Genomic DNA, 23,753 nt, shown 5'->3' on the forward strand with positions numbered 1-23,753 from the left:
CGACCGGACATTTATTTTATCCTGGTCAGAAAAGATACATTAAAGAGTTATTTTTCAGTGGATTGATTTAGCACTTGTGCTGTGGCGGGTACTGAAATATTAATAATTTATTTCTTAGCCGTGAATCATTACATTTTATCTGGCAAAAAGGTCAATGGCCGAGGGGATATACCCTGAGTATGATGACGTCAATCATGGATACAGATATGAAAATGAAAATTTTCCTTCTTACGGTAAGTGTACTTTTTAACATGCAGGCTGATGCCGCCCGTGGAAGACAGCCCTGCTCTGGCTCAAAAGGTGGCATAGCACACTGTACATCGGATGGCCGTTTTGTCTGCAATGACGGAAGTCTGAGTCAGTCGAAGCGATTCTGTTCAGGTTATGGTGCCTCCGAACTGCCGCGACAGGTAAAACCCTCCCCCTCCGCCAGGAAAGCGCAGACGAAAAAAAGAATAGCCGTGCAAGGCCAGGAGCAGCGTGTTGTAGATAACAATGCGCAGTTCGATACACAACCGCGGCAACCTACATGCGCCCCTCTCTATATGGCCAACAAGCCCGGATTCACCCATTTACCCATTTGTTCAGGAAATCAGTATTAATCCGCCAGTGTAAACGTTCTTTGTCTGTTATTCGAACTGATAAGACGCGTTCAGGTGGAAACCCACCTGAACGCGCTGGGCGACCTGTTACAGCTTCTGGCATTAAAGCACGCCGTTCGCACCTTCCGGCTACATGGCGAACTTACTGCATGGCTGGCGTTTATGTTTTCTGCGTGAGTGATAAAAGGGAGGGAAAATCATGACCAGGGCTGAAGAGTTTGGTCGTTCCTGAAATGTGAACACTGGCAGAGTGATGCGCACACATCGCTCAAAAAACGATCTTTTTCAGGCGGATACTGAGATCAGAAAAGCATATGACCTTGAACAGGAATCACAATGACTGGAGGGATATGCTAATGAAGCGACAAGATATAAACGCATTAAAGAATTTTGATTTTCTGGCACGCAGTTTTGCCCGTATGTACGCCCTGGGCCAGCCAGTTGATATCGATGCCGTGACCGGCAATATGAGTAATGAACAGCAGGCATGGTTCCGGGAGCGATACGACCACTACCGAAAGCAGGCTGAGCGGGCGAGAGTAATAGAACTGCGATGATGTAACTAACAACGGGCTTAACGGCCCGTTGCGTTTTTTAGGTTCCAGCTACATTTTGCAGGCTCCTGAGGTTGAAATATTGTGCGGTAACCTCATATAGAAAGCGGGTAAGGAATACCTGCCCGTAAGACATGAACTTTTTGAATATTCTTTTTTACTGTTCAGGAGGTACATGATGACTCTAAGAGCTTTTCCCATGTTGAACGATCTCTCCGACTCTCTGTTTGCGGACCGTTTTAACCGTATCGATCGCCTTTTTAGCCAGCTAACCGGCAGTACGCCGTTGCCCTCCACGCCTTCTTACAATATCCGGCGGGTGGGTGATAACCGCTATGAACTGACGCTCAGCGTGCCGGGCTGGAAAGAGAGCGAACTGGAAATTGAAACCGTTGGCGGTCAGCTGAATATCAGCGGTAAACGTGAAGAGGAGAAAACCGAAAACGGCGAAGAAGGGTGGATCCATCGGGGTATCAGCCGCAGCGACTTCCGGGCCAGCTATAGTCTGCCGGAACATGTGAAAGTAACCGGCGCTTCGCTGGAAAACGGCTTGCTGGCGATTGAATTACACCAGGATATTCCGGAAGAAGAGAAACCGCAGCGAATCGCCATCAATAACAACCCGGCGATTGAACATAAGCCGTAATCGTTGACTGATGTTGTTTTCACGCCCGGCAAACGCCGGGCGTTTTGCTAACCTGATGGGGCGCTTTTCTGGCTACTCGCTATTTAAGTCGCGAATGCTGTAACGGTTTCTTGCTGCTGCACCAGGACCGCCTCCAGCTCCATTTTTTGAAGTCGTCAATGCTTTGACTGGACGGATAAAAAATGTCTTATGCCATTCCGCTTTTCCCGGCACGCGCGGGCTGGAGGTTAATTTCGATGTGCTTAAAGAGTTTGCTGCCCCTGCACGAGGCTGAACGGGAATGAAATGTGCGAGGAAACTGATTGGTGCGTCTGAATGGACTCGAACCATCGACCCCCACCATGTCAAGGTGGTGCTCTAACCAACTGAGCTACAGACGCATAATGGTGCGTTCAATTGGACTCGAACCAACGACCCCCACCATGTCAAGGTGGTGCTCTAACCAACTGAGCTATGAACGCATTGTGTTGTCGGTGACAACGGGGACGAATATTAGCGGCACAGCCCCAAGGTGGCAAGAGGGAAAATGCATTTTTCTCTCTGATTTCACGCGATTGCTTCATTACCGCGCAAAGTGAAGAGAAAGTAGCCGCCAGCCGGCGGCTACTGAGTCATTAACGCGCAGCGCGTTGCAAAATTACCGCAGACGACTGACGTTGCAGGAAGCGCATGCGCAGCATCATCATAATGGCTGCAGACGTTAAGCCGATGATAAAGCCCATCCAGAATCCGGCTGGCCCCATGCGATCCACCACCAGATCCGTGAGCGCCAGAATATACCCACTCGGCAGGCCCAGAACCCAGTAAGCGATAAAGGTGATAAAGAAGATGGAACGCGTATCTTTATACCCACGCAGCACGCCGCTGCCAATTACCTGGATGGAGTCAGAGATCTGGTAAATGGCCGCCAGCAGCATCAAATGCGAGGCCAGGGTCACTACTTCCGGGTTGTCGTTATAGAGCAGGGCAATTTGCTCACGCAACAGCACGGTAAAGAGCGCGGTACAGACTGCCATGCAGACGCCGACGCCCAGCCCGGTGCGGGCTGCCGTTTGCGCATCCAGCGTCGAACCTTGCCCCAGACGGAAGCCCACGCGAATCGTCACCGCAGCAGCCAGGGACATCGGCAGGACGAACATCAAAGAGCTGAAGTTCAGGGCGATCTGGTGGCCTGCCACGTCAATAATCCCTAACGGCGAGACCAGCAGGGCGACAACGGCAAACAGCGTCACTTCAAAGAACAGCGCCAGCGCAATGGGCAGACCCAGTTGGGTAAGGCGGCTCATCATCGACCAGTCAGGCGTGCTAAAGGCGGTGTCGTTACGAATGTCGCGCATGGATCGCGCATGTTTAACGTAGGTGAGCATACAGCCGAACATCACCCAGTACACCGCAGCCGTCGCCACGCCACAGCCCACGCCGCCGAGTTCCGGCATGCCAAAATGACCGTAGATGAAGATGTAGTTCACGGGAATGTTCACCAGCAAGCCGATAAAGCCCATCACCATGCCCGGCTTGGTTTTTGCCAGCCCTTCACACTGGTTACGAGCCACCTGGAAGAAGAGATAACCGGGCGCGCCCCAGAGCAAGGCGCGCAGATAACCGACTGCTTTATCTGCCAGCGCCGGGTCGATATTATGCATGGCGCGAATAATATACCCGGCGTTCCACAGGACGATCATAATCAGGACGGAGACACCCCCGGCCAGCCAGAAGCCCTGGCGCACCTGATGGGCTACGCGGTCGCGTCGACCGGAGCCGTTAAGCTGCGCGATAACGGGCGTCAGCGCCAGCAGCAGGCCGTGACCAAACAGAATGGCCGGGAGCCAGATTGAGGTTCCGATCGCCACGGCGGCCATATCGGTGGCGCTGTAACCACCGGCCATTACCGTATCCACAAATCCCATTGCGGTTTGGGCTACCTGCGCGACGATCACCGGTATGGCCAGTGCCAATAACTGACGCGCTTCGATCATATACTTCTGCACGTGAACACCTTTGTATTGTAGTTATTTGAGAGACTAAAAAGGCCGCCGTTACTGGCAGCAAGAAGAAAAAACAGAGGGATGCCAGCTATTGTAGCGGGGTTTAACTAATTATCTAGTGAAAAAATCGCCAGAAATTGCGCATCACTGGCAACCTGTTTTTTCAACTGTTATTGTGGTGGGATTATACGGTGTCATCGCCGTTCGGAATGAACAGGAGCTGTAAGCATGTTTACTGGTATTGTGCAGGGCACTGCCAAAGTGGTGTCCATTGATGAAAAACCGAATTTCCGCACTCACGTAGTTGAGCTGCCTGAATATATGCTCGACGGCATTGAAACCGGGGCGTCGATAGCGCATAACGGCTGCTGCCTGACGGTGACCGAAATTAACGGTAACCAGATAAGCTTTGATTTAATGAAAGAGACGCTGCGCATCACTAACCTGGGTGAGCTGGTGGTGGGGGATACCGTCAACGTTGAACGTGCGGCGAAATTCTGCGATGAGATTGGCGGGCATCTGATGTCGGGCCATATTATGACCACCGCAGAAGTGGCGAAAATCGTGACCTCGGAAAATAACCGTCAAATCTGGTTTAAGGTGCAGGATCCGTCATTAATGAAATACATCCTTTATAAAGGATTTATTGGCATCGATGGGATTAGTCTGACCGTCGGTGAAGTGACGCCAACGCGTTTTTGCGTGCATTTAATTCCTGAAACGCTGCAACGTACTACGCTTGGCGCAAAAAAACTGGGGCAGCGCGTAAATATCGAAATTGATCCGCAGACCCAGGCGGTCGTGGATACCGTTGAGCGCGTGCTGGCGGCGAAAGAGGCGGCGATAATAAAGGCCGTGGAAGAAGAATAAAAAATAACCCCGGGTAACCGGGGTTATTTTTCAGCGGGCCACGCGCAGGCCGTGCTCAATCCCACGACTAAACACCACCTGCCACAGCTGTATATCCCGCGCGCGGAACGCACCCGCGCAGGCATTCAGATAATAGCTAAACATCCGTTTGAATCGTTCCGAATAGTTGTCGGCGATTTCAGGCCATGCAGCCTGGAAACGTTCATGCCAGGCCATCAGCGTGGTGTCGTAATCTGCGCCGAAGTTATGCCAGTCTTCCACAATAAAATGCGGTTCGCTGGCGTTCGCAATCTGGCGAACAGAGGGTAAACAACCATTCGGGAAGATATATTTGTTGATCCAGGGATCCACATTGTTATCGGTGCGTTTAGAGCCGATGGTGTGTAGCAGGAAAATTCCATCAGGCTTCAGGTTATGGTCGGCGACGTCGAAATAAGTCTTGTAGTTCTTTGGCCCCACGTGCTCGAACATACCCACGGAAACAATCCGATCAAACTGCTCATTCAGGTCGCGGTAATCCTGAAGCCGAATATCGACATCCAGACCCAGACACCGTTCCTGTGCCATCTTCTGCTGTTCAGATGAAATCGTGACGCCGACTACGCTGACACCGTAATGTTTCGCCATAAACCAGGCAAGGCCGCCCCAACCACAGCCGATGTCCAGCACGCGCATGCCGGGCTGCAACTGCAACTTATCGCAAATCAGCTGTAGCTTATCCTGCTGCGCCTCTTCCAGGGTTGTCGCTTTTTTCCAGTATCCGCAGGAGTACTGCATTAACGGGTCAAGCATACGGCTGAAAAGATCGTTGCCCAGGTCATAATGCTCTTTACCGACGATCCACGCGCGCTTTTTACTTTGCAGATTGAACAGGCGGGCGGAGGCGATACGTAACGTATCTTTGAAATGACGAGGGAGCTGATTTTCAAGACCGGCGCGTAAAACGCTGGAGAAGAACATATCCAGCCGCTCACACTCCCACCAGCCGTCCATATAGCTTTCACCCAGCCCTAACGATCCCTCCTGTAACACGCGTTTGAAAAAATCGGGATGTTTAATCTGGGGGTCGGAGGGGGATGAGCCATTAATCGTAATGCCCGCACGTCCCAACAGTTCACTGACGATCCGGGACCAGTTATCGTCCGGAACGCTGACTTCTTCTATACACGATGAACTCATAGCTTCTCCATCACCTTGCTGTGATCAGAACCTTAAAACAGCGTAGACGCTTTTTTGGTTTGTGAGAAATCTCACGGTAAATGCCCGCGAGGCTAATATCCGACGTAGAACAGAGGAAGGGAGATAACCCTTGCCGAAATGCCTTCCATGGTAAAACGGGAGCGCTCCGGCTCCCGTTAACACTTAATATTTATCGTATTTAATCGAACCAAATTCAGTATAGGCCGCAAAATTTGGTGATTCAACAGAAAATTGTTAGCAACCTAATCACTGGTTTTTAACATAGTTTCCCGCGTAATCAGGCGTGCGACGTTTCTGTGTGCGCGTTTTCACTCTGCTCGCGATGGGCGGAGGACTGCATGCGATAACCCAATCCTGCCAGCACAACGGTGACCAGCATCACGCTGGTGGTGGTGAGCAGCGGGGTTGCAATCAACGCAGAGACCACGAGACTTGCCAGGAAGCACAGGCCAAGTTGCAGGGTATTTTGCAGCGCGGCAGCGCGGCCTGTCGCCTGCGGGAATGGACGCAGCGCCTGGGCTACAACGATAGGGTAGATGGCCCCGTTAGCGATCGCCATGACGCAGAACGGAATCAAAATTTCTGCAAGCCCGGCGCCGGGAATAAAGCCGACAGCCCAAGTCGCAATCACGCTTAGCGCATACAGCACCAGCAGCCAGGGCAGCATCTGCTGGCCTTCCCATTTTTGCAGCGCGGCGCGACAGCCATAGCCACCCACCAGGAAGGCGATGGTCTGTGGTACATAGCTCAGGCCGATAGCCGCCGGGCTGTAGCCCATGTCATGCAAAATGAACGGCGAACCGGTCAGCCAGGCAAAGAAGCTGGCAGAGCAGGCGGCATAAATCAGCACGTTACCGCGATAGGCTTTCGACCGCAGTAAAGAGGTAAAGGTGATGGGCTTCGCGTCCGGATGCGTCTCTTTTTTATGCGCAGGTTTAAGCCCGAACGCGGGCAGCATCAGGACCAGCGTGATCGCAAAGAGCGTGGCGAAAATGGCCTGCCAGTCGAAATGCGCCAGGATCCAGCTGCCCAGCAGCGGAGCGAGCGCCGGAGACAGGCCGACCAGCGGCATGATGGTGGCGAAAATGCGGTTAGTGCGTGAGGCGGGGTAGTAATCGGTCACCAGCGCCTGCCAGGTGACCGCTGCGGCACAGACGCCGACCGCCTGAATAAAGCGCAACACCAGTAACCAGGCGGCATCGCGGACCCACAGCATGCCCAGACAGCCTACGGCAAAAATCGCCAGTCCCAGCAACAGGACGGGCTTACGGCCAAAACGATCAGAGAGCGGCCCCCAGAGCAGTTGCGCAAAAGCAAAGCCGGCGAGGAACAAACTCAAACTGGCGCTGATGGCGGCGGCAGGGGTTTGCAAATCTTCCTGCATCGCGGCGAATGCGGGCAGATACATATCGGTCGCCAAAAAGCCCAGCACGCTTAAGCCGCCGAGCCAGACTAAAAATCCTTTCCTGGGTTGCACTTTTTTTCTCCTTAGGAGGCAGGTGTACGTTGGCGCAGAGTGTAGGGAGTGCAAAGCGGCTTGTGAAACGCTAATATTTGGTGGGTGCATTCAAAAAATTTGCAGGCTAAAGATGTGGTCAGATTATTCCCTTGAAGTGGTTGATGCCGTGGCGCGTAACGGCAGCTTTACCGGTGCCGCCCAGGAGTTGCACCGCGTTCCCTCGGCTATCAGCTATACGGTGCGCCAGCTGGAGGCGTGGCTTGCGGTCCCGCTGTTCGAGCGGCGTCATCGCGACGTGGAGCTCACGCCTGCCGGCGCGTGGTTTTTGAAGGAAGGTCGGTCTGTTATCAAAAAAATGCAGATCACCCGTGAGCAGTGCCAGCAGATCGCCAACGGCTGGCGCGGACATCTCGCTATCGCGGTGGATAACATCGTTAAGCCGGAGCGGACCCGGCAGATGATCGTCGATTTCTATCGTCATTTTTCCGACGTCGAACTGCGTGTGTCGCAGGAAGTGTTCAACGGCGTATGGGATGCGCTGGCGGACGGCAGGGCGGAGATGGCGATTGGTGCAACCCAGGCGATCCCGGTTGGCGGGCGCTACGCGTTTCGCGACATGGGCATGCTGAGCTGGACCTGCGTGGTCGCGCGCGATCACCCGCTGGCGGCGCTGGACGGGCCGCTGAGTGATGACACCTTACGCAACTGGCCCTCGCTGGTGCTGGAAGATACCTCCCGCTCGCTGCCCAAGCGCATTACCTGGCTGCTGGATAATCAGCGCCGCGTGGTTGCGCCGGACTGGGAGTCGTCAGCCACCTGTCTGAGCGCGGGGCTGTGCGTTGGCATGGTGCCGGTGCATTTTGCGCGCCCGCGCATCGACGCGGGAGAGTGGGTGGCTCTGACGCTGGAAAACCCTTTCCCGGATGCTGCATGCTGTCTGACGTGGCAGCAAAACGACGTCTCGCCCGCCATGGCCTGGCTGCTGGATTATCTGGGAGACAGCGAAACGCTGAACCGGGAGTGGTTGCGGGGACCAGCGTAGCTGGCCCCGTAAAGAGATTAACGTCGGTAGTCGCGGAACGGACCGTCGGCAACGGAACGGCGTTCAATCAGGCGCGGGTGGACTTCAATGGACTGGGACTGTTCTCGCTTGTTGACGATCCTGTCCATCAGCATATTGAAGGCCGTTTCACCCAGCGAATCTTTCGGCTGGTGAATGGTGGTCAGCGCCGGGGTAAAGAAACGGGCGTTGCGAACGTTATCATAGCCGATCACCGAGATGTCCTGCGGAACGCGCAGGCCGAGTTCATCCGCCGCGCAGAGCGCGCCCATTGCCATGATATCGCCGCCGCAGAATACAGCGGTAGGGCGATGCGGCTGGGAGACGATCTGCTGCATAGCGCGATAGCCCGACTCCGGCTCGAAATCGCCCTGGACAATCCAGTTTTCCGGCACGGTAATCAGCGCCTCTTCCATCGCTTTCATGAAACCGGCCAGACGGCCAGCACCGGTGTTACGCTCCAGCGGGCCCGGGATCACGCCAATTTCACGATGCCCGCGTTCTACCAGATAACGCCCGGCCATGTAGCCGCCTTCAAAGGCGTTATCAATAACAGAGTCGGTGAAGTCTGCGCGCGCCTCGCCCCAGTCCATCACTACCATCGGAATGTGGCGATACTCTTCCAGCATGGAAAGCACCGACTCAGGGTATTCAGAACACATGACCAGCAGGCCGTCGACGCGTTTTTGCGCCATCATCGACAGGTAAGCGCGCTGTTTTTCAATGTTGTTCCACGCGTTGCCCAGAATCAGGGTATAGCCTTTCTGAAAGCAGTTTTTTTCAACGGCTTCGATGATTTCAGCAAAGTAAGCCGCTTCACTGCTGGTGGCCAGCAGGCCAATCGATTTGGTGTGATTAACCTTCAGGCTACGGGCGACCGCACTTGGCGAGTAGTGCAGTTCTTTGATTGCCGCCCAAACGGCATTACGCGTCTCTTCTGCGACGAAACGCGTTTTGTTAATAACATGTGATACGGTTGTAGTGGAAACGTTTGCGCGTTTTGCTACGTCTTTAATTGTTGCCATTAAATGTCACTCCAGACCATATCCTAAGCTCCTGAAAAAAATGAAGGTAAACGTTTGCCTTCTCTCACCCTTATTACGCAAACATGAGTTGCGACACGCCGGGAAAACGACACAGGACGTCAGGAGGGGGTCAGTGGCCGGTACGCTAATAAATTTAGCGTGGAATTTTGTCCTATCTTGATGAAAAGGGGAAGAGGTAAAGTGGATATCCGTTTAAATCCTGGAAGATTTTTGACCTGAACTGTGTAAAAATGAGCAAGCTCACTTTTCGTAGGGTGAATAAAAGGAGAAAAATTGATGAGTACCGATCTGAAGTTTTCGCTGTTTACCACCATTGTTGTTCTTGCCCTGATTGTTGCGGGTGGTTTAACCGCTGCGCTGCACTGATTTAGGTGGAGGGAGAGTCTTCTCCCTCCCTTGCCGCTATTGTTACCTCTCCGGCAAAAATCTTTTGCCAAAATGTTAACTTCTCATTTTTTGTGATTGATGTCATGCTTTTGCCTTCTTAGTCTGTGCCGGGTAACGGCACGGTATCCGGAGTCTTTTCATGAAAATCAATTTTCCCCTGCTGGCCCTGGCGATTGGCGCCTTTGGGATTGGCACCACTGAATTCTCCCCGATGGGGTTATTGCCTGTTATCGCCCGGGGTGTGGACGTCTCTATCCCTGCGGCCGGTATGTTGATTAGCGCCTATGCGATCGGCGTGATGGTGGGCGCACCGCTGATGACGCTGCTGCTTTCGCACCGCGCGCGACGCAATGCGCTGATTTTCCTGATGGCAATTTTTACTCTCGGAAATGTGCTTTCCGCGATTTCGCCGGATTACACCACGCTGATGCTTTCCCGTATTCTGACCAGCCTGAACCACGGCGCTTTCTTCGGGCTGGGCTCGGTTGTTGCCGCAAGCGTAGTGCCAAAACATAAGCAGGCCAGCGCGGTAGCCACTATGTTTATGGGCCTCACTATCGCTAATATCGGCGGCGTTCCCGCTGCCACCTGGCTCGGAGAAGCCATCGGCTGGCGTATGTCTTTCCTCGCAACCGCCGGACTGGGCGTGGTCGCGATGGTCGCGCTGTTCTTCTCGCTGCCGAAAGGAAGTGCGGGAGAACGTCCGGAAGTACGTAAAGAGCTGGCGGTGCTGATGCGTCCTCAGGTGTTGTCCGCGCTGCTCACCACGGTGCTGGGGGCAGGGGCGATGTTTACGCTCTACACCTATATCTCCCCGGTGCTGCACGACATAACCCACGTAACGCCACTCTTTGTTACCGCGATGCTGGTGCTGATTGGTGTCGGGTTCTCGATTGGCAACTATCTCGGCGGGAAATTTGCCGACCGCTCCGTCAGCGGGACGCTGAAAGGTTTTTTAACGCTGCTGATTGTCATCATGGTGGCGATCCCGTGGCTGGCGCGTAACGAAGTGGGCGCCGCGGTTGCCATGGTGGTGTGGGGCGCCGCAACCTTTGCCGTGGTGCCGCCGTTGCAGATGCGCGTGATGCGTGTTGCGCATGAGGCGCCGGGGCTCTCATCATCCGTGAATATCGGTGCGTTTAACCTGGGAAATGCGCTGGGAGCCGCAGCGGGCGGGGCGGTGATTTCCGGTGGTTTAGGTTACAGCTTTGTGCCGGTGATGGGGGCGATCATCGCCGCACTCGGCTTGCTGCTGGTGTTGATGTCCGGGCGTAAACAGCCAGAAGCGGTGTGTACGGCGGAATAAATAAAAACGCAGAAGGGTTGCCCCTTCTGCGTGTCCCTTATGCGGCGAAGTTCTTCGCAACAAATTCCCAGTTAACCAGTGCCCAGAAATGTTCCAGGTAGTTCGGGCGCGCATTACGGTAATCAATGTAATAGGCGTGTTCCCATACGTCCACGGTCATCAGCGGCGTTGCGCTGGTGGTCAGAGGGGTACCCGCATTAGAAGTGGAAACGATAGCCAGTTTGCCATCAGCCTCTTTTACCAGCCAGGTCCAGCCGGAGCCAAAGTTTTTAACGGCTGCGTCAGTAAATTTCGCTTTGAAATCCGCGAAACTGCCGAACGCGGCGTTAATCGCTGCGGCCAGCTCACCGGTAGGTTCTCCGCCTGCATTTGGAGCCAGGCAGTGCCAGTAGAAGGTGTGGTTCCACACCTGGGCGGCGTTGTTGAATACGCCACCGTCTGAACTGCGCACAATCTCTTCCAGCGTTTTGCCTTCAAAATCGGTGCCCTTGATCAGGTTATTCAGGTTGGTGACATAGGTCTGGTGATGCTTGCCGTAATGGTACTCCAGGGTTTCCGCAGAAATGTGCGGAGCCAGGGCGTCTTTTGCATACGGTAGTGCAGGTAATTCGAACGACATTGCTACTCTCCTTATAGTTTTATACGTTGCCAATAACCCTACAGACAACAAGGACAGAATAGCAAATTGAAAGGGTATGCAAAAGAGGAACTTACCCCGCCACGGAGGCGGCAGGGCAGGGTCTAGCGAATGGTTTTTGGCGTCATCACTCGGCGCGCACCCACATAGTGGCGCACCCAGTAATCTTCACTGAGGGAGGTGATCTGAATGTCCTGACCGCTGCGCGGTGACTGGATAAATTTACCGTTACCCACATACACCCCAACGTGATCGGCCGTGCCGCGTCCCTGGGTGCGGAAGAACACCAGGTCGCCATTTTGCAGTTCGCCACGGTTTACAGGCGCGGCGTCGCGCAGATGGTACATCTCATTGGCGGTGCGTGGAATGCGAAACTTCACCAGATCTTTATAGGCATAATAAACCAGCCCACTACAATCAAAACCGGTGCGCGGAGAGGTGCCACCCCAGCGATATGGTTTACCTATTTGCCCCATCAGTTTATTCATCGCCGTTTTTTGCGCTTTCTGCATACGCGCTTTATGCACGTCAGCCAGCTTCGTCACTTTTGCGCATTTCGTTTTATGGCCTTTGCGCACGGTGCATTTATCATTCACCAGGCTGGCGGTCGTGCGAGTGGTTTTGTGCGTGCCGGAACGGAGAGTTTTGGTTTTACTGGAGGCGGTCTTTTTGGTGTGAGCGGTGGTTTTCTTCTTTACTGTTTTGCTGGTGGTTTTTTTCTTACGTTCTGTGGTTTTTGCCAGATGCGTTTTTTGTACAGCAGAATGCCGCGCCTGTTCGGAGGCGTTCGCCGCTGGCGTAAATGAGAGTGTGGCAAACAGTAAAGCACAGAGCGTCATCGAGATTTTAGTTATCCGCGCCACTGGGCAGTCCCCTGATAAGTGCGAGCCAAAATACATACCCGCATGAGATTTACAAAACCAGTCGATTCTAATCCATAAAATCGGAATAAGTTAATAGCATTTTTCATTCAAAAAATGTGTTTCGTTAGCAAGTGCAAAAAAAATTCACCATTCTGTCGCACTCTTGTTCGCTCCTTAAGCAAAACCGCACGGCGCGTAGCCTTAAACATCATTATCAATGCAACTTTATGCGATAGCGGATAAAATAATGAGACGTGACAAAAATGTTATTTTCCGATGTCGGCCTGACCCGCTACAATGTCAGACTGATGCCGTAACAGAAGTTAAAGGAAGCAAGACATGAGCACCACTATTGAAAAAATTCAGCGCCAGATCGCTGAAAACCCGATTCTCCTGTACATGAAAGGTTCTCCGAAGCTGCCAAGCTGCGGCTTCTCCGCGCAAGCGGTTCAGGCGCTGTCCGCCTGTGGTGAGCGTTTTGCTTACGTTGATATCCTGCAAAACCCGGACATCCGCGCTGAGCTGCCAAAATACGCAAACTGGCCGACCTTCCCACAGCTGTGGGTTGACGGTGAACTGGTTGGCGGCTGTGATATTCTGATTGAAATGTATCAGCGCGGCGAACTGCAACAGCTGATCAAAGAGACTGCGGCGAAGTATAAAACCGAAGAGCCGGACGCAGAATAAGTTTTCTGCGGATATAAAAAAGCGACCACATTATGTTGGTCGCTTTTTTTTGTCCTGTGGGGCTGTTGATTACCCAGTCTACGATTGAAGATCGGCCTCGTCGCCCATCGGCAGCGGCCAGCCACCCAGACGTTTCCAGCGGTTGACGATCTCACAGAACAGCTCCGCCGTACGCTCGGTATCGTATAACGCGGAATGCGCCTGAGTGCCGTCAAACGCAATACCCGCCGTGATGCAGGCTTTAGAGAGCACGGTTTGCCCCAGCGCCAGGCCGCTCAGCGCGGCGGTGTCGAAGGTCACAAACGGATGGAATGGATTACGTTTTAGCGAGGCGCGCTCGGCGGCAGCCATGGTGAAGCTGTGATCGAACGTAGCGTTGTGGGCCACCATGATGGCGCGGCTACAGTCATTCTCTTTCATGCCCTTGCGCACCATTTTGAAAATGGCGTGCAGCGCCTCGTATTCGCTTACCGCCCCGCGCAGCGGGTTTGTCGGATCGATACCGTTAAAGGCCAGCGCCTCTGGCTGTAAGTTTGCGCCTTCAAAGGGTTCAACGTGGAAATGCAGCGTGGTGTCCGGTACAAGCCAGCCCTGTTCATCCATCTTCAGCGTGATGGCGGCAATTTCAAGCAGCGCATCGGTTTTAGCGTTAAATCCGGCTGTTTCTACATCAATGACAACGGGATAAAAACCACGAAAACGGTCGCACAGACCGGTAAATTGAGCGTTATCGGACATCAGGGTCTCTTACAAGGGGGAAAAAGCAGTGCGCATTATGGCAAATTTTGAGAGGGGATGCAGCAAAACAACGGGCGCATAGTGCGCCCTGCGGGATCAATTGCCCAGACCGCGACCAGCGTCTTTAGCTTCGATCAGTTCGATTTTATACCCGTCCGGATCTTCAACAAACGCAATCACGGTGGTGCCGCCTTTAACCGGACCGGCTTCACGGGTGACGTTACCGCCATTGCTGCGGATACGTTCGCAGGCTTCAGCCGCGTTATCCACTTCCAGCGCGATATGGCCGTAAGCCGTACCCAGCTCGTAGCTGTCCACGCCCCAGTTGTAGGTCAGCTCGATGACCGCTTCTTCAGATTCCGGGCCGTAACCGACAAACGCCAGAGAGTATTTATATTCCGGATTTTCGCTGGTGCGCAGCAGCTTCATGCCCAGAACGTTAGTGTAGAAATCGATGGAACGTTGCAGGTCGCCAACGCGCAGCATGGTGTGAAGTAGGCGCATAATTTCCTCATTAACCAGTGGAATGGATTATCTTTTTGAACAGAAACGATGTTTTAGTATAGCGGCGAAAGGTCGCCGCTATCAATGTACAAAGCGGGATTACAGTGAAGGGTAGTCGGTATAACCTTCCGCGCCGCCGCCATAGAAGCTTTCAGGGCGCTGCGGGTTCAGTTCGGCTTTCTTCTGCAAACGGGCAACCAGATCCGGGTTAGCAATGTAATCACGGCCAAAGGCCACGGCGTCGATCAGACCTTTACCGATCAGATCCTCGGCTTTCTCTGCCGTATAAGCGCCCGCCCCGATAATCACGCCGTGGAAGCGCTCGCGAACTTTCTGGCGGAAGGCTTCGCTGTAGGGCTTGCCGCCTGCCCAGTCCGGCTCGGACATGTGCAGATACGCGATACCGCGTTTAGCCAGCTCTTCAATCAGATACAGCGCATCCGCTTCTTCGTTCGGACCGTTGTCGACGTTCTGGAAGGTACCAATTGGGGAAACTCGAATACCAATGCGATCTGCGCTCCACTCATTACACACGGCATCTACCACTTCAAGCACCAGACGCGCGCGGTTTTCAACGCTGCCGCCGTACTGGTCGGTACGCTGATTGGAAGACGGTGACAGGAACTGGTGCAGCAGGTAGCCGTGCGCAGAGTGCAGCTCAACCAGGTCGAAGCCCGCTTCACGGGCGTTGGCGACGGCCTGACGGAAATCATTCACGATACCCGGGATCTCGTCCAGCTCAAGCGCGCGTGGCGTGGTGGTGTCGACGCGAATAGCATTACCGTTTTCATCGCGCAGGGAAGTGCGGGTATTCGCATTCAGGGCAGAGGCAGAAACGGGCGCCTGACCGCCAGGCTGGATGCTGCTGTGCGAGATACGACCGGTGTGCCACAGCTGAACCGCAATACGGCCATCTTCAGCATGAACGCCTGCGGTGATTTTTTTCCACGCGGCGATCTGTTCCGGGCTGTGCAGACCCGGCGCACCGGCGTAGCCTTTAGCCTGGGCAGAAATCTGCGTGGCTTCGGAAATAATCAGGCCCGAGCTGGCGCGCTGACGGTAATACTCACCCATCAATGGCGTTGGGATATCTCCCGGCTCGATGCTGCGCAGACGGGTAAGTGGGGCCATAAACACGCGGTTTGGGGCAGTAACGGCACCCACTTTCAGTGGGGTAAATAGCTTTTCAGCGGACATAATGGCTCCTGAGTAGACCAGTCGACTAGTAAAAGGGTAAATAAAAACGCCGGCTACACGCCAGGCGCGGTAATACAGTTTTTCACATGCGCCAGCGCGCTTTCGAGCGGCACGGCGCTGCGAGACATTTTTGCCTGCAGGTTGGCGCCTAACCAGAGGGAATAGAGCACCTGTGCCTGCGTGAGCGGATCACCGGAGAAGGAGAGCGTTGTTTCATCGCGGCCTTTTTCCAGCGCCTGAGCCAGCAGAGCGATTACGCCGCTGGCCCCTTTATCCATGGCGGTGCGCATATCTTCGGAGAGATCGCACACTTCGGCAGACAGTTTTACCGTCAGGCACCCGCTGATGATGCCCTGCTGACAGAACTGCGTCAGCGTTTCCTGATAGTAGTTCAGAACACGATCCCGGTAGTCACCTTCGCCGCTGGCGAAGTGGGCTGCCAGACGCTGATGGTAGCTGGCGTAGTGCCGCTCCAGCATGGCTACGCCAAACGCCTCTTTGGATCGAAAATAGTGATAAAACGATCCCTTAGGCACTTCAGCGGTTTTTAATAACTCACTCAGCCCCATACCGGTAAACCCGCGATGCATGCAAAGGCGCTCGCCGGTAGCCAGCAAATGTTCTCGTGTATCGTGTTCTGTATGTCTGCTCATGCTCTTACTCTAATAGACCGTTCGGTCTAATGCAAGCCCGCTTAGCGACGACATTGCGACAAAATATCCAGCTGCGGCTGATAAACCACTGATTTCACGTCCATCATGCCCAGAACCGTGGCAAACAAATTGTCCTGTGAAACTGCCTCTTTTGCAGCATGGTTACGCAGGCAATCCGTGTTTACGCCGAAGTTTTTCGCATAGTCCGGGGAGAGCCAGAACATAAACGGAATATGCGTTTGCTGCTCCGGGGCCAGCATATACGGCGTACCGTGCAGGTAAATTCCGCTTTCGCCCAGCGATTCGCCGTGATCGGAGAGGTAAATGAGCGCTGTGTTCATACTGGCCTTCCGGGCTTTTAGCGCGTCGATGGTTCGGCTGAGCACGCTATCGGTATACAGAATCGAGTTGTCATAGGTATTGATCAGCGACTGATGATCGCAATCCTGAATTTCATTGGTATCGCAGGTTGGGGTGAATTTCCGGAAGCGGTCCGGGTAACGGTTGTAATAAGCCGGACCGTGGCTGCCCATCAGGTGTATCACCAGTACGGTATCCTGCTTTATTCCGTCCAGCACGTTGTCCAGGCGGTACAGGTTGACGTCGTCGATACAGGATTTGTCCTTACAGAACTGATCCAGTTTCCACTGGGTCATATCCGTGTGCGGCACGCGGTCACAGGCACCTTTACACCCGCCGTCATTGTCACGCCACAGCAGGTTGAACCCGGCGTGGTTAAGCACATCGAGCAGTCCTTCCTGATGATGGGCGAGGTCCGCGTCATATTTTTTTCGCGTCATGCCGGAGAACATGCAGGGGACGGAAACGGCGGTTTCCGTGCCACAGGAGGAGGCCTGTGGGAAGTTGATGACATCCCGCTTTTTCAGCTCGGGGTTGGTTTCACGGGGGTAACCATTTAACGAATAGTTTGCAGCGCGGGAGGCTTCACCCACCACCAGAACCAGCACGGTTTTCTTACGTTGGCCGGAAATCAGCGCCCCTTTATGGGCATCCTCGCCAATGCGGACCAGCGTCTGGTCGCCGGCAAACCAGCGCATTTTGCTGTACTTCACAACGGCGCTCACGTAGTTCGCCGGAGTGACCATTTTGACGATGCTTTTGTTATTGCGGAACAGCGAAGCATAATCTTTATAGAACACTGCCGCGACGAGAATGATCACCAGCAGCGCACCCAGTATAGCGGCGAAACGTGTTAGCAGGGCATACCACCATTTTCCGGTTCGAATGCGCGTCAGGGCTAAGATGACGGAAGGGACCAGACCCGCGACGGCCAGCCACAGGATCAGCTGCGGCGTTACCAGGGCTGTCGCTTCCTGGGAGTTAGTCTCAAACACGTTCACAATCATGTTTTGATCGATAACCGCGCCATAGGTGTACATAAACCAGGTCGCGGCGGCGCATCCTATGGTCAGGGCAATCATGAGCGGCTTGCGAATAAAGGGAATATTCAGCAGGCTAAAAACAATGACCCAGCCGCAGAACAGAACCAGCGGCACACTGGCGGCAAAAAGCATGTCATGCAGACGGGCAGGTGCGATAATTGACCAGCTGCGCTGGATAAACAGCGCATTGAACACGGTGAAGAAAAGCGCACAGGCGAGGGTAAATTTCGTATCGTTACAGTGTAACTTTTTAGTGAGCCACATGATGACCAGACCATTCGTTATATCAATGCGGCGAGTATAAGAAGGGAAGATTAGCGAAACCTTAATGCCCTGTTTGTGACGGACACTCCTTGCATGCAGGCCATTTAGGGTCTTCACTGTAGGGAATAATGACGTTCTGGAGGTAGGTGTGGCAGAGCAACTGGAATTTTTCCCTGTCCAGAGCCCGTGCCGGGGTATTTGCCAGGTTGATGAACGAGGATACTGCCGTGGCTGCATGCGCACACGCGATGAACGTTTTAACTGGCAAAATTTCAGCGACGCGCAAAAGCAGGAGGTCTTACGGCTCTGCCGACAACGTCTGCTGCGCAAAATTCGTGCAAACAAAGCGGTTGAAACCGAAGAACCTCAGCAACCTTCACTGTTTTAGCAGGGTAATTGCGTATACTGGTGACATGACTTCCTTGAGGAAAATGTTATGGTTCAGCGTATTACCCTTGCCCCGCAGGGCCCGGAATTCTCCCGATTCGTTATGGGCTACTGGCGCCTTATGGACTGGAATATGTCTCCGGTCCAGCTGGCGGACTTTATAGAAGAGCATCTCGATCTCGGGATCACCACCGTCGATCACGCTGATATTTATGGCGGCTATCAGTGCGAGGCCGCTTTTGGCGAAGCGCTGAAGCGTGCGCCAGCGCTGCGTGAACGTATGGAGATTGTGACCAAATGCGGTATTGCCACCACAGCAAAACCGGAGCATGCACTTGGGCATTACATCACTGACAGCGCGCATATCGTTAAAAGCGCCGAGCAGTCACTGGTCAACCTGGCCACCGATCGTATCGACCTGCTGCTGATCCACCGTCCCGATCCATTGATGGAAGCGGATGAGGTTGCGGAAGCGTTCCTGACGCTACACCAGAGCGGCAAAGTGCGTCATTTTGGCGTGTCTAACTTCACCCCGGCACAGTTTGCGCTATTGCAGTCTCGCCTGCCGTTTACGCTGGCGACGAATCAGGTGGAGATTTCGCCTGTTCACCAGCCGCTGCTGCTGGACGGAACGCTCGATCAGCTGCAACAGTTACGCATTCGTCCGATGGCCTGGTCTTGCCTGGGCGGCGGTCGCCTGTTTAACGATGAGGCCTTCCAGCCGCTGCGTAACGAGCTTGAAACCGTGGCCCGCGAACTGAATGCGGAAAGCATCGAGCAGGTGGTTTACGCCTGGATCCTGCGCCTGCCGTCTAAACCGCTGCCAATTATCGGCTCCGGCAAAATTGAGCGCGTACGCGCTGCGCTGGTGGCTGAAGAGCTGGATATGTCGCGTCAGCAGTGGTTCCGCATCCGCAAGGCGGCGCTGGGCTACGACGTACCCTGAGCACGCCTGAACCTGACTTTCCGGTGAAATCTGCGCCGCTGGTATAGACTTAAGGTGCAAAAAATAACCCGTGGAGGTCTTATGAAGCGTTTTGCTCTGGCAATGGTCACGCTGGTTGTTTGCGCAGGTGCGCAGGCAGCCAGCGAGGACGTTGAAATGAATCTCGTCACTTCTCAGGGGGTAGGCCAGTCCATCGGGACGGTGAAAATCACCGAAACCGATAAAGGGCTGGAATTTGCTCCCGATCTCAAGGCACTTCCACCCGGTGAACATGGTTTTCACGTTCATGCCAAAGGCAGCTGTCAACCTGCAATGAAAGAGGGGAAACCTTCAGCCGCTGAGGCCGCTGGGGGGCATCTGGATCCGCACAACTCTGGTAAGCATGAAGGCCCGGAAGGTATGGGGCACCTCGGCGATCTGCCGGTGCTGGTGGTGAATAACGACGGTAAAGCCACCGATCCGGTTGTTGCGCCCCGGCTGAAAAAGATTGACGAGGTCAAAGGCAAGGCGCTGATGGTCCATGTGGGCGGCGATAACATGTCCGATCAACCTAAACCGCTTGGCGGCGGCGGGGCGCGCTATGCCTGCGGGGTGATCTGATCGCCAATTGTTCCGGGTGGCGGCGCCTGTTCAAGCTGTGACAGGGAGCAGTGCAGCCGCCAGATAATGGACGCCAGATCGCGGGCCGCAGGCTGATGATGGTGCGCCAGAGCGTCGCAAATACGCTGAAGCTCGGCGAGCGTGACGCTCAGGGGGCGTTGCTGAACTCCGCGCTCGCTCATCACATCGCGGAGCATGGAAATACAATTATCGCGGACCTGCGAAAGCGGGTCGGAACGCGTCTCCCAGGCACGCAGCTGCCACACCACGTGCGAACAGTTCAGCAGCACCACGCCCCAGCGCAGTAGCCAGCGACGGGAGAGGGAATCCTGGCTGTTGTTCAGCTGGCTGACATGATGGTAAACCAGCGATTCATACTCGCTTTCACGCAGATGCGGGCTGCGGCTCAGTTGATCGACAAAACCCCTGCGCAGCTCACGAATATGCCTGCGGCTTTTACGCGCATCCGAGCCCGGGCGTAGCACGGCGAAAGCCAGCCACGCCAGCCCCACGCCGAGGATCTTCGCCAGGTTATCGTTGAGAAAATCAGCGTAATCGTAAACCGGAGGATTCGTTACAGAGATAAATGAGCCCATAAAAACAATCAACTGCCCCCACAGACCGGCCAGTTTTGGCATTTGCAGTTTGAGCAACTGCATGGTGGTTAATAGCGGGAAGAGAAACAGCAGAAATTGCCAGAGGTCGGTTATCTGCACCATCAAACCAAATTTCACCACGAAGCTGAACAGCGACAGCAGTACCAGCGTACGCAGCAGAAGCGTCAGGGAATTAAACGGGGAAGCTGCGACGGAATAGAGCACGCAGCTGATTGCCGCAAGCGTCAGGGCTGCACTGCCCGCATCCCATTGGGTGGTGATGGCCCATGCGCCCACGGCCGTCAACGCGCAAAACGTACGAAAACCGCTCCACAGCGCCTCCATTGCGTCGGTATGGCGCGCCAGAGCTGGGCTACCGGGAACGGAAAATTCGGTGACGGGCGTGGCATTTTCGACGGCTTTTAACCAGCGGCTGCTGCGCAGATACAGGCGGCAGAAATAGTTCAGACGCTGCCAGAAGGCGCGGTGCCGGTAATCATATTCATCCGTTGGGGCGAGCGGCGCGATAATGCGGGCCACGGTATAGATATCGGCATCCGGACGCGCAAGGGCGGCGAGCAGCGCCTTGATAACTTCCCGGGTATGGGCTGGCGGCGCAGGCCAGTTCAGCAACATCCGGCGAAGGCTTGAGATCGCACTCGTCATCCGCAATTGCTGGTGCAGTAAATAGTTCAGGAGCGTGTTCTGGCGACGAAAACGGTAGTGGCTCCAGAATGCCTGGATGCGTAACAGGTTCATGGTCAGGATCTGGCCGATGACCTTTTCGTGTGCTAGACGGATATTATCGCTGCTATCAGGCTGCCAGAGCAGGCTGGCATGTTCCAGCAAACGCGCGTGCATCGTTTTAAGGGCGGTGATAAGCGTAGTGCCATCCGAGGTGCTGGGCAGGATCATCATCATGACGCCGCCGCACAGAATGCCGACCATCACTTCACATACGCGTGCCTGGGCGATGTCCCATAGCTCGGTGGTATCCAGCACGTTGACGACCGGAAAGGCGATAATGGCTGCGGTGTAACCTGCCAGTTGAAACGCGTACGCAACGTTGTTGGTAAAATGGGCGCAGGCCCAGGTGCACAGCCCCAGCCATGCCGACATGCTTAACAGAAAGAGCCAGGGATCGTTCAGGGTATGGCCGGCAAGAAGCAGTGCAGCGGTCGCACCCAGCAGGCTACCCGCCACGCGCCCGAGGCTTTTACTGATAACGCCCCCGACGGTAGGGAAGCTGACAACCGCCGCTGAGGTCATCGCCCAGTAAGGCTCATCCAGATTCAGATAATAGGCAACCGTAAGCGCAAGGCACATGGCGATGCCGTTTCGCAGCGCGTAACGCCACTGCGGCCGTGTCGCTTTTATCCACGGCGTATTGCGCCAGGAGAAAGCTCCCAGGTTCATCATCGCGATCCGATGGCGACGGTGCAGGTTGTGCCAGAGACCAGAGTAATGTCTTTCGGCAGTTGCTCTAACTCGACGCGAACAGGCACCCGCTGAGCCAGACGCACCCACGGTACGTTGGGTTTGATGTCAGGCACCAGACCAGAATCGGTTTCCACGCTCTGATCGTAAATTGCCCGACCTATGCTACTAACGTGACCCTGTAACTTTTCTGCACCGCTGTAAAGCGTGATCCGGGCAGGCGCACCCTCGCGGATATGCCGCAGCTTGGTCTCTTCAAAATAACCTACAACATAGAAAGAGTGGCTATCTACCAGGGCAAAGACCGGCTGGCCTGTGGTGGCGTAATCCCCCACACGGGTCGACAGGCTCGTGATCCATCCATCCACCGGAGCTTTGACAACGGTCTGGGTCAGTTGCCACTCGGCCTGTTTCAGCGTTGCCTCTGCAACCTTCAGGCTGGCCTGCATGGCTTTTACATTGATATTGGCGGTATCGAGATCTTCCGCAGAGATGTAATTCCTCGACAGATGTCGGCGACGTTCGGCTTCGTTATTGGCTTTTGCCAGATCTGATTGAGCTTTTGCGAGCTGCGCCTGGGCATTGAGCACCGCAATGTGGAAAGGGGTCTCATCGATGCGGAATAACACATCGCCCGCATGAACGAACTGGTTGTCCTTCACCAGCAGCGCGCTGATACTGCCGGACACCTGTGGCGTGATGCTGACCTGTTCTGCGCGGATCTTGCCGTCACGCGTCCAGGGCGACTGCATGTAATAATTCCAGAGCCACCAGCCGGCCATAAGCGCCAGCGCTAAAACGAAAAGAGTGGAAAAATATTTTAACGTTTTCAATGCTATTCTCACCACACGGTTAACACGGCAAGGCCAAGACAGACGGAAAGGGTAAACAGGGAGAGATCCATTAACATCGGGTGCCAGATTTCACCGGAATACATCCAGTCGCGCAGCAGACGATGCGCAATGAGCCAGATCACAAAACCGACCATCACGGCTTTAAACAGTGGCGGAAAGTAGACCGATGCGCCGACAATCAGATCCTGGAGGGGCAACCCTGCGGAGAGGGAAAAGAACGTCACAAGCAGTGATCCTTTGCAGTGGGGTGAGGGCCACAATGGCATATTTCAATGCGATGGCGCATTACCGTTCAGTGTAAATCATCCTTTCAGGAATGATGAATACCGTGATTGCATTTGTTTTGGCAATACAAATACTGCAAACTATTCTAAAATCACTATAATCACTTAGCAAGCTAATTATAAGGAGATGAAATTGGAATCGCCATTAGGTTCTGATCTGGCAAGGTTGGTACGCATCTGGCGTGCTCTGATTGACCATCGCCTGAAACCTCTGGAACTCACGCAGACGCACTGGGTTACGCTGCATAACATTCATCAGCTCCCGCCCGACCAGTCACAGATCCAACTGGCAAAAGCGATTGGCATTGAGCAGCCGTCACTGGTGCGCACTCTTGACCAACTGGAAGAGAAGGGACTTATCTCCCGACAAACCTGCGCCAGCGACCGTCGCGCCAAGCGGATCAAATTGACGGAAAAAGCGGCCCCGATTATTACTGAGATGGAAGCTGTCATCAGTAAAACGCGTGGGGAGATCCTTGAAGGTATTTCCCCCGCTGAGCTGGAGATGCTGATAGGACTCATCGCCCGTCTTGAGCAGAACATCCACGATCTGCAGTCTCGCGACTGACCGAACGTAAAGGCCTTGCG

General features: G+C 54.3%; 27 protein-coding genes and 2 tRNA genes. 13 read left to right on the plus strand and 16 right to left on the minus strand.

Translation table 11 applies throughout. The features are described from left to right. The first annotated feature begins 206 nt into the window (after positions 1-206). The 4 genes from L3069_RS09520 (at position 207) to L3069_RS09530 (ending at position 1,802) form a co-directional block, all read left to right on the plus strand. A complete protein-coding gene (locus L3069_RS09520; protein ID WP_071881489.1) occupies positions 207-602 on the plus strand; it encodes a hypothetical protein in 396 nt (131 codons plus the stop codon). A gap of 54 nt (positions 603-656) precedes the next feature. Beyond that, positions 657-779, plus strand: a complete 123-nt coding sequence (locus L3069_RS27385) for a hypothetical protein (RefSeq protein ID WP_255409908.1) — start codon at positions 657-659, stop codon at positions 777-779. Positions 780-958: 179 nt separating this feature from the next. Beyond that, on the plus strand, positions 959-1,159 hold the full coding sequence (gene glgS / locus L3069_RS09525; RefSeq protein WP_026080713.1) for a cell surface composition regulator GlgS: 201 nt from the start codon (positions 959-961) through the stop codon (positions 1,157-1,159). 172 nt (positions 1,160-1,331) lie between these two features. Beyond that, positions 1,332-1,802 (plus strand): Hsp20 family protein, encoded by a 471-nt coding sequence (locus L3069_RS09530; protein WP_026080712.1) that lies wholly within the window; start codon positions 1,332-1,334, stop codon positions 1,800-1,802. 303 nt (positions 1,803-2,105) lie between these two features. Here the strand turns inward: L3069_RS09530 and L3069_RS09535 are convergent. The 3 genes from L3069_RS09535 to mdtK form a co-directional block, all read right to left on the minus strand. Continuing rightward, positions 2,106-2,182: transfer RNA gene (locus L3069_RS09535), tRNA-Val, on the minus strand. 4 nt (positions 2,183-2,186) lie between these two features. After that, a tRNA-Val gene (locus tag L3069_RS09540) sits at positions 2,187-2,263 on the minus strand. A 153-nt stretch (positions 2,264-2,416) separates the two neighbouring features. Then, complete coding sequence (mdtK, locus tag L3069_RS09545; protein WP_032622176.1) at positions 2,417-3,790, minus strand: MdtK family multidrug efflux MATE transporter; 1,374 nt, start codon at positions 3,788-3,790, stop codon at positions 2,417-2,419. 225 nt (positions 3,791-4,015) lie between these two features. Between mdtK and L3069_RS09550 the strand changes: the two genes are divergently transcribed. Further along, complete coding sequence (locus L3069_RS09550; protein WP_038415940.1) at positions 4,016-4,657, plus strand: riboflavin synthase; 642 nt, start codon at positions 4,016-4,018, stop codon at positions 4,655-4,657. 30 nt (positions 4,658-4,687) lie between these two features. Here L3069_RS09550 and cfa read toward each other — a convergent pair whose 3' ends face one another. After that, positions 4,688-5,836: a cyclopropane fatty acyl phospholipid synthase gene (gene cfa / locus L3069_RS09555; protein WP_038415941.1), complete on the minus strand. Its 1,149-nt coding sequence runs from the start codon at positions 5,834-5,836 to the stop codon at positions 4,688-4,690. A 298-nt stretch (positions 5,837-6,134) separates the two neighbouring features. Next, positions 6,135-7,334, minus strand: a complete 1,200-nt coding sequence (gene punC / locus L3069_RS09560) for a purine nucleoside transporter PunC (RefSeq protein WP_038415942.1) — start codon at positions 7,332-7,334, stop codon at positions 6,135-6,137. Between the two features lie 112 nt (positions 7,335-7,446). Between punC and punR the strand changes: the two genes are divergently transcribed. Continuing rightward, positions 7,447-8,358: a DNA-binding transcriptional activator PunR gene (gene punR / locus L3069_RS09565; RefSeq protein WP_022647895.1), complete on the plus strand. Its 912-nt coding sequence runs from the start codon at positions 7,447-7,449 to the stop codon at positions 8,356-8,358. A 17-nt stretch (positions 8,359-8,375) separates the two neighbouring features. Here punR and purR read toward each other — a convergent pair whose 3' ends face one another. Continuing rightward, positions 8,376-9,401 carry an HTH-type transcriptional repressor PurR gene (gene purR, locus L3069_RS09570; protein ID WP_006809011.1) on the minus strand — a complete coding sequence of 342 codons (1,026 nt, stop codon included), beginning with the start codon at positions 9,399-9,401 and terminating at the stop codon, positions 8,376-8,378. A gap of 297 nt (positions 9,402-9,698) precedes the next feature. Between purR and L3069_RS09575 the strand changes: the two genes are divergently transcribed. Together L3069_RS09575 and L3069_RS09580 are read left to right on the plus strand one after the other, a co-directional pair. Then, positions 9,699-9,788, plus strand: coding sequence for a YnhF family membrane protein (locus L3069_RS09575; protein ID WP_003857632.1), 90 nt, complete (start codon positions 9,699-9,701; stop codon positions 9,786-9,788). 160 nt (positions 9,789-9,948) lie between these two features. After that, the gene (locus L3069_RS09580) at positions 9,949-11,115 is read left to right on the plus strand and encodes an MFS transporter (protein ID WP_038415943.1); all 1,167 of its coding nucleotides are present in this window, start codon (positions 9,949-9,951) and stop codon (positions 11,113-11,115) included. Positions 11,116-11,152: 37 nt separating this feature from the next. On the opposite strand, the gene sodB is transcribed toward L3069_RS09580, so the two are convergent. Together sodB and L3069_RS09590 are read right to left on the minus strand one after the other, a co-directional pair. Continuing rightward, a complete protein-coding gene (sodB, locus tag L3069_RS09585; protein WP_017693553.1) occupies positions 11,153-11,734 on the minus strand; it encodes a superoxide dismutase [Fe] in 582 nt (193 codons plus the stop codon). Positions 11,735-11,856: 122 nt separating this feature from the next. After that, positions 11,857-12,615 carry a C40 family peptidase gene (locus tag L3069_RS09590; RefSeq protein ID WP_038415944.1) on the minus strand — a complete coding sequence of 253 codons (759 nt, stop codon included), beginning with the start codon at positions 12,613-12,615 and terminating at the stop codon, positions 11,857-11,859. Between the two features lie 339 nt (positions 12,616-12,954). On the opposite strand from L3069_RS09590, the gene grxD reads away from it, so the two are divergent. After that, a complete protein-coding gene (gene grxD / locus L3069_RS09595; RefSeq protein ID WP_003832760.1) occupies positions 12,955-13,302 on the plus strand; it encodes a monothiol glutaredoxin 4 in 348 nt (115 codons plus the stop codon). 78 nt (positions 13,303-13,380) lie between these two features. Here the strand turns inward: grxD and rnt are convergent, their stop codons facing one another. From rnt to eptA, 5 genes are all read right to left on the minus strand, one after another. Further along, a complete protein-coding gene (rnt, locus tag L3069_RS09600) occupies positions 13,381-14,040 on the minus strand; it encodes a ribonuclease T (RefSeq protein ID WP_003857625.1) in 660 nt (219 codons plus the stop codon). A gap of 96 nt (positions 14,041-14,136) precedes the next feature. Continuing rightward, entirely contained in the window at positions 14,137-14,544 is a 408-nt protein-coding gene (gene gloA / locus L3069_RS09605) for a lactoylglutathione lyase (protein ID WP_022647898.1), read from the minus strand. Positions 14,545-14,643: 99 nt separating this feature from the next. Continuing rightward, positions 14,644-15,741 (minus strand): alkene reductase, encoded by a 1,098-nt coding sequence (locus L3069_RS09610; RefSeq protein ID WP_023299948.1) that lies wholly within the window; start codon positions 15,739-15,741, stop codon positions 14,644-14,646. A 53-nt stretch (positions 15,742-15,794) separates the two neighbouring features. Continuing rightward, entirely contained in the window at positions 15,795-16,394 is a 600-nt protein-coding gene (locus L3069_RS09615) for a TetR/AcrR family transcriptional regulator (protein WP_022647900.1), read from the minus strand. A gap of 41 nt (positions 16,395-16,435) precedes the next feature. After that, complete coding sequence (gene eptA, locus L3069_RS09620; protein ID WP_038415945.1) at positions 16,436-18,061, minus strand: phosphoethanolamine transferase EptA; 1,626 nt, start codon at positions 18,059-18,061, stop codon at positions 16,436-16,438. A 148-nt stretch (positions 18,062-18,209) separates the two neighbouring features. Here eptA and L3069_RS09625 point away from each other — a divergent pair, with 148 nt between their 5' ends. The 3 genes from L3069_RS09625 (at position 18,210) to sodC (ending at position 19,994) form a co-directional block, all read left to right on the plus strand. Then, a complete protein-coding gene (locus tag L3069_RS09625; RefSeq protein WP_023299951.1) occupies positions 18,210-18,449 on the plus strand; it encodes a DUF1289 domain-containing protein in 240 nt (79 codons plus the stop codon). Positions 18,450-18,497: 48 nt separating this feature from the next. After that, positions 18,498-19,394, plus strand: a complete 897-nt coding sequence (locus tag L3069_RS09630) for an aldo/keto reductase family oxidoreductase (RefSeq protein WP_038415946.1) — start codon at positions 18,498-18,500, stop codon at positions 19,392-19,394. A gap of 81 nt (positions 19,395-19,475) precedes the next feature. Further along, positions 19,476-19,994 carry a superoxide dismutase [Cu-Zn] SodC gene (sodC, locus tag L3069_RS09635; protein WP_038415947.1) on the plus strand — a complete coding sequence of 173 codons (519 nt, stop codon included), beginning with the start codon at positions 19,476-19,478 and terminating at the stop codon, positions 19,992-19,994. Here the strand turns inward: sodC and L3069_RS09640 are convergent. The 3 genes from L3069_RS09640 to L3069_RS09650 are packed head-to-tail and all read right to left on the minus strand — an operon-like array spanning position 19,973 to position 23,105. Further along, complete coding sequence (locus tag L3069_RS09640; protein WP_063135926.1) at positions 19,973-22,006, minus strand: FUSC family protein; 2,034 nt, start codon at positions 22,004-22,006, stop codon at positions 19,973-19,975. The two genes, sodC and L3069_RS09640, sit on opposite strands and share 22 nt — an antisense overlap. Beyond that, positions 22,006-22,866, minus strand: coding sequence for an HlyD family secretion protein (locus tag L3069_RS09645; protein ID WP_038417029.1), 861 nt, complete (start codon positions 22,864-22,866; stop codon positions 22,006-22,008). The genes L3069_RS09640 and L3069_RS09645 overlap by 1 nt, the downstream gene beginning before the upstream one ends. Positions 22,867-22,868: 2 nt before the next feature. After that, positions 22,869-23,105 (minus strand): DUF1656 domain-containing protein, encoded by a 237-nt coding sequence (locus L3069_RS09650; RefSeq protein WP_022647907.1) that lies wholly within the window; start codon positions 23,103-23,105, stop codon positions 22,869-22,871. Between the two features lie 187 nt (positions 23,106-23,292). Between L3069_RS09650 and slyA the strand changes: the two genes are divergently transcribed. Next, positions 23,293-23,733, plus strand: coding sequence for a transcriptional regulator SlyA (gene slyA / locus L3069_RS09655; protein WP_032623345.1), 441 nt, complete (start codon positions 23,293-23,295; stop codon positions 23,731-23,733). The last annotated feature ends 20 nt before the right edge of the window (positions 23,734-23,753 follow it).

The sequence above is a fragment of the Enterobacter cloacae complex sp. ECL411 genome (assembly GCF_021869665.1).
Lineage (GTDB): Bacteria > Pseudomonadota > Gammaproteobacteria > Enterobacterales > Enterobacteriaceae > Enterobacter > Enterobacter intestinihominis.

Excerpts from the sequence above, each read along its gene's own strand:
- grxD (WP_003832760.1), top strand. The coding sequence starts at position 12,955 with ATGAGCACCACTATTGAAAAAATTCAGCGCCAGATCGCTGAAAACCCG.
- purR (WP_006809011.1), bottom strand. The coding sequence starts at position 9,401 with ATGGCAACAATTAAAGACGTAGCAAAACGCGCAAACGTTTCCACTACA.
- L3069_RS09520 (WP_071881489.1), top strand. The coding sequence starts at position 207 with ATGAAAATGAAAATTTTCCTTCTTACGGTAAGTGTACTTTTTAACATG.
- L3069_RS09580 (WP_038415943.1), top strand. The coding sequence starts at position 9,949 with ATGAAAATCAATTTTCCCCTGCTGGCCCTGGCGATTGGCGCCTTTGGG.
- L3069_RS09530 (WP_026080712.1), top strand. The coding sequence starts at position 1,332 with ATGATGACTCTAAGAGCTTTTCCCATGTTGAACGATCTCTCCGACTCT.
- rnt (WP_003857625.1), bottom strand. The coding sequence starts at position 14,040 with ATGTCCGATAACGCTCAATTTACCGGTCTGTGCGACCGTTTTCGTGGT.
- sodC (WP_038415947.1), top strand. The coding sequence starts at position 19,476 with ATGAAGCGTTTTGCTCTGGCAATGGTCACGCTGGTTGTTTGCGCAGGT.
- L3069_RS09615 (WP_022647900.1), bottom strand. The coding sequence starts at position 16,394 with ATGAGCAGACATACAGAACACGATACACGAGAACATTTGCTGGCTACC.
- eptA (WP_038415945.1), bottom strand. The coding sequence starts at position 18,061 with ATGTGGCTCACTAAAAAGTTACACTGTAACGATACGAAATTTACCCTC.
- sodB (WP_017693553.1), bottom strand. The coding sequence starts at position 11,734 with ATGTCGTTCGAATTACCTGCACTACCGTATGCAAAAGACGCCCTGGCT.
- L3069_RS09575 (WP_003857632.1), top strand. The coding sequence starts at position 9,699 with ATGAGTACCGATCTGAAGTTTTCGCTGTTTACCACCATTGTTGTTCTT.
- L3069_RS09610 (WP_023299948.1), bottom strand. The coding sequence starts at position 15,741 with ATGTCCGCTGAAAAGCTATTTACCCCACTGAAAGTGGGTGCCGTTACT.
- punR (WP_022647895.1), top strand. The coding sequence starts at position 7,447 with ATGTGGTCAGATTATTCCCTTGAAGTGGTTGATGCCGTGGCGCGTAAC.
- gloA (WP_022647898.1), bottom strand. The coding sequence starts at position 14,544 with ATGCGCCTACTTCACACCATGCTGCGCGTTGGCGACCTGCAACGTTCC.
- L3069_RS09630 (WP_038415946.1), top strand. The coding sequence starts at position 18,498 with ATGGTTCAGCGTATTACCCTTGCCCCGCAGGGCCCGGAATTCTCCCGA.
- slyA (WP_032623345.1), top strand. The coding sequence starts at position 23,293 with ATGAAATTGGAATCGCCATTAGGTTCTGATCTGGCAAGGTTGGTACGC.
- cfa (WP_038415941.1), bottom strand. The coding sequence starts at position 5,836 with ATGAGTTCATCGTGTATAGAAGAAGTCAGCGTTCCGGACGATAACTGG.
- L3069_RS09640 (WP_063135926.1), bottom strand. The coding sequence starts at position 22,006 with ATGAACCTGGGAGCTTTCTCCTGGCGCAATACGCCGTGGATAAAAGCG.
- glgS (WP_026080713.1), top strand. The coding sequence starts at position 959 with ATGAAGCGACAAGATATAAACGCATTAAAGAATTTTGATTTTCTGGCA.
- L3069_RS09550 (WP_038415940.1), top strand. The coding sequence starts at position 4,016 with ATGTTTACTGGTATTGTGCAGGGCACTGCCAAAGTGGTGTCCATTGAT.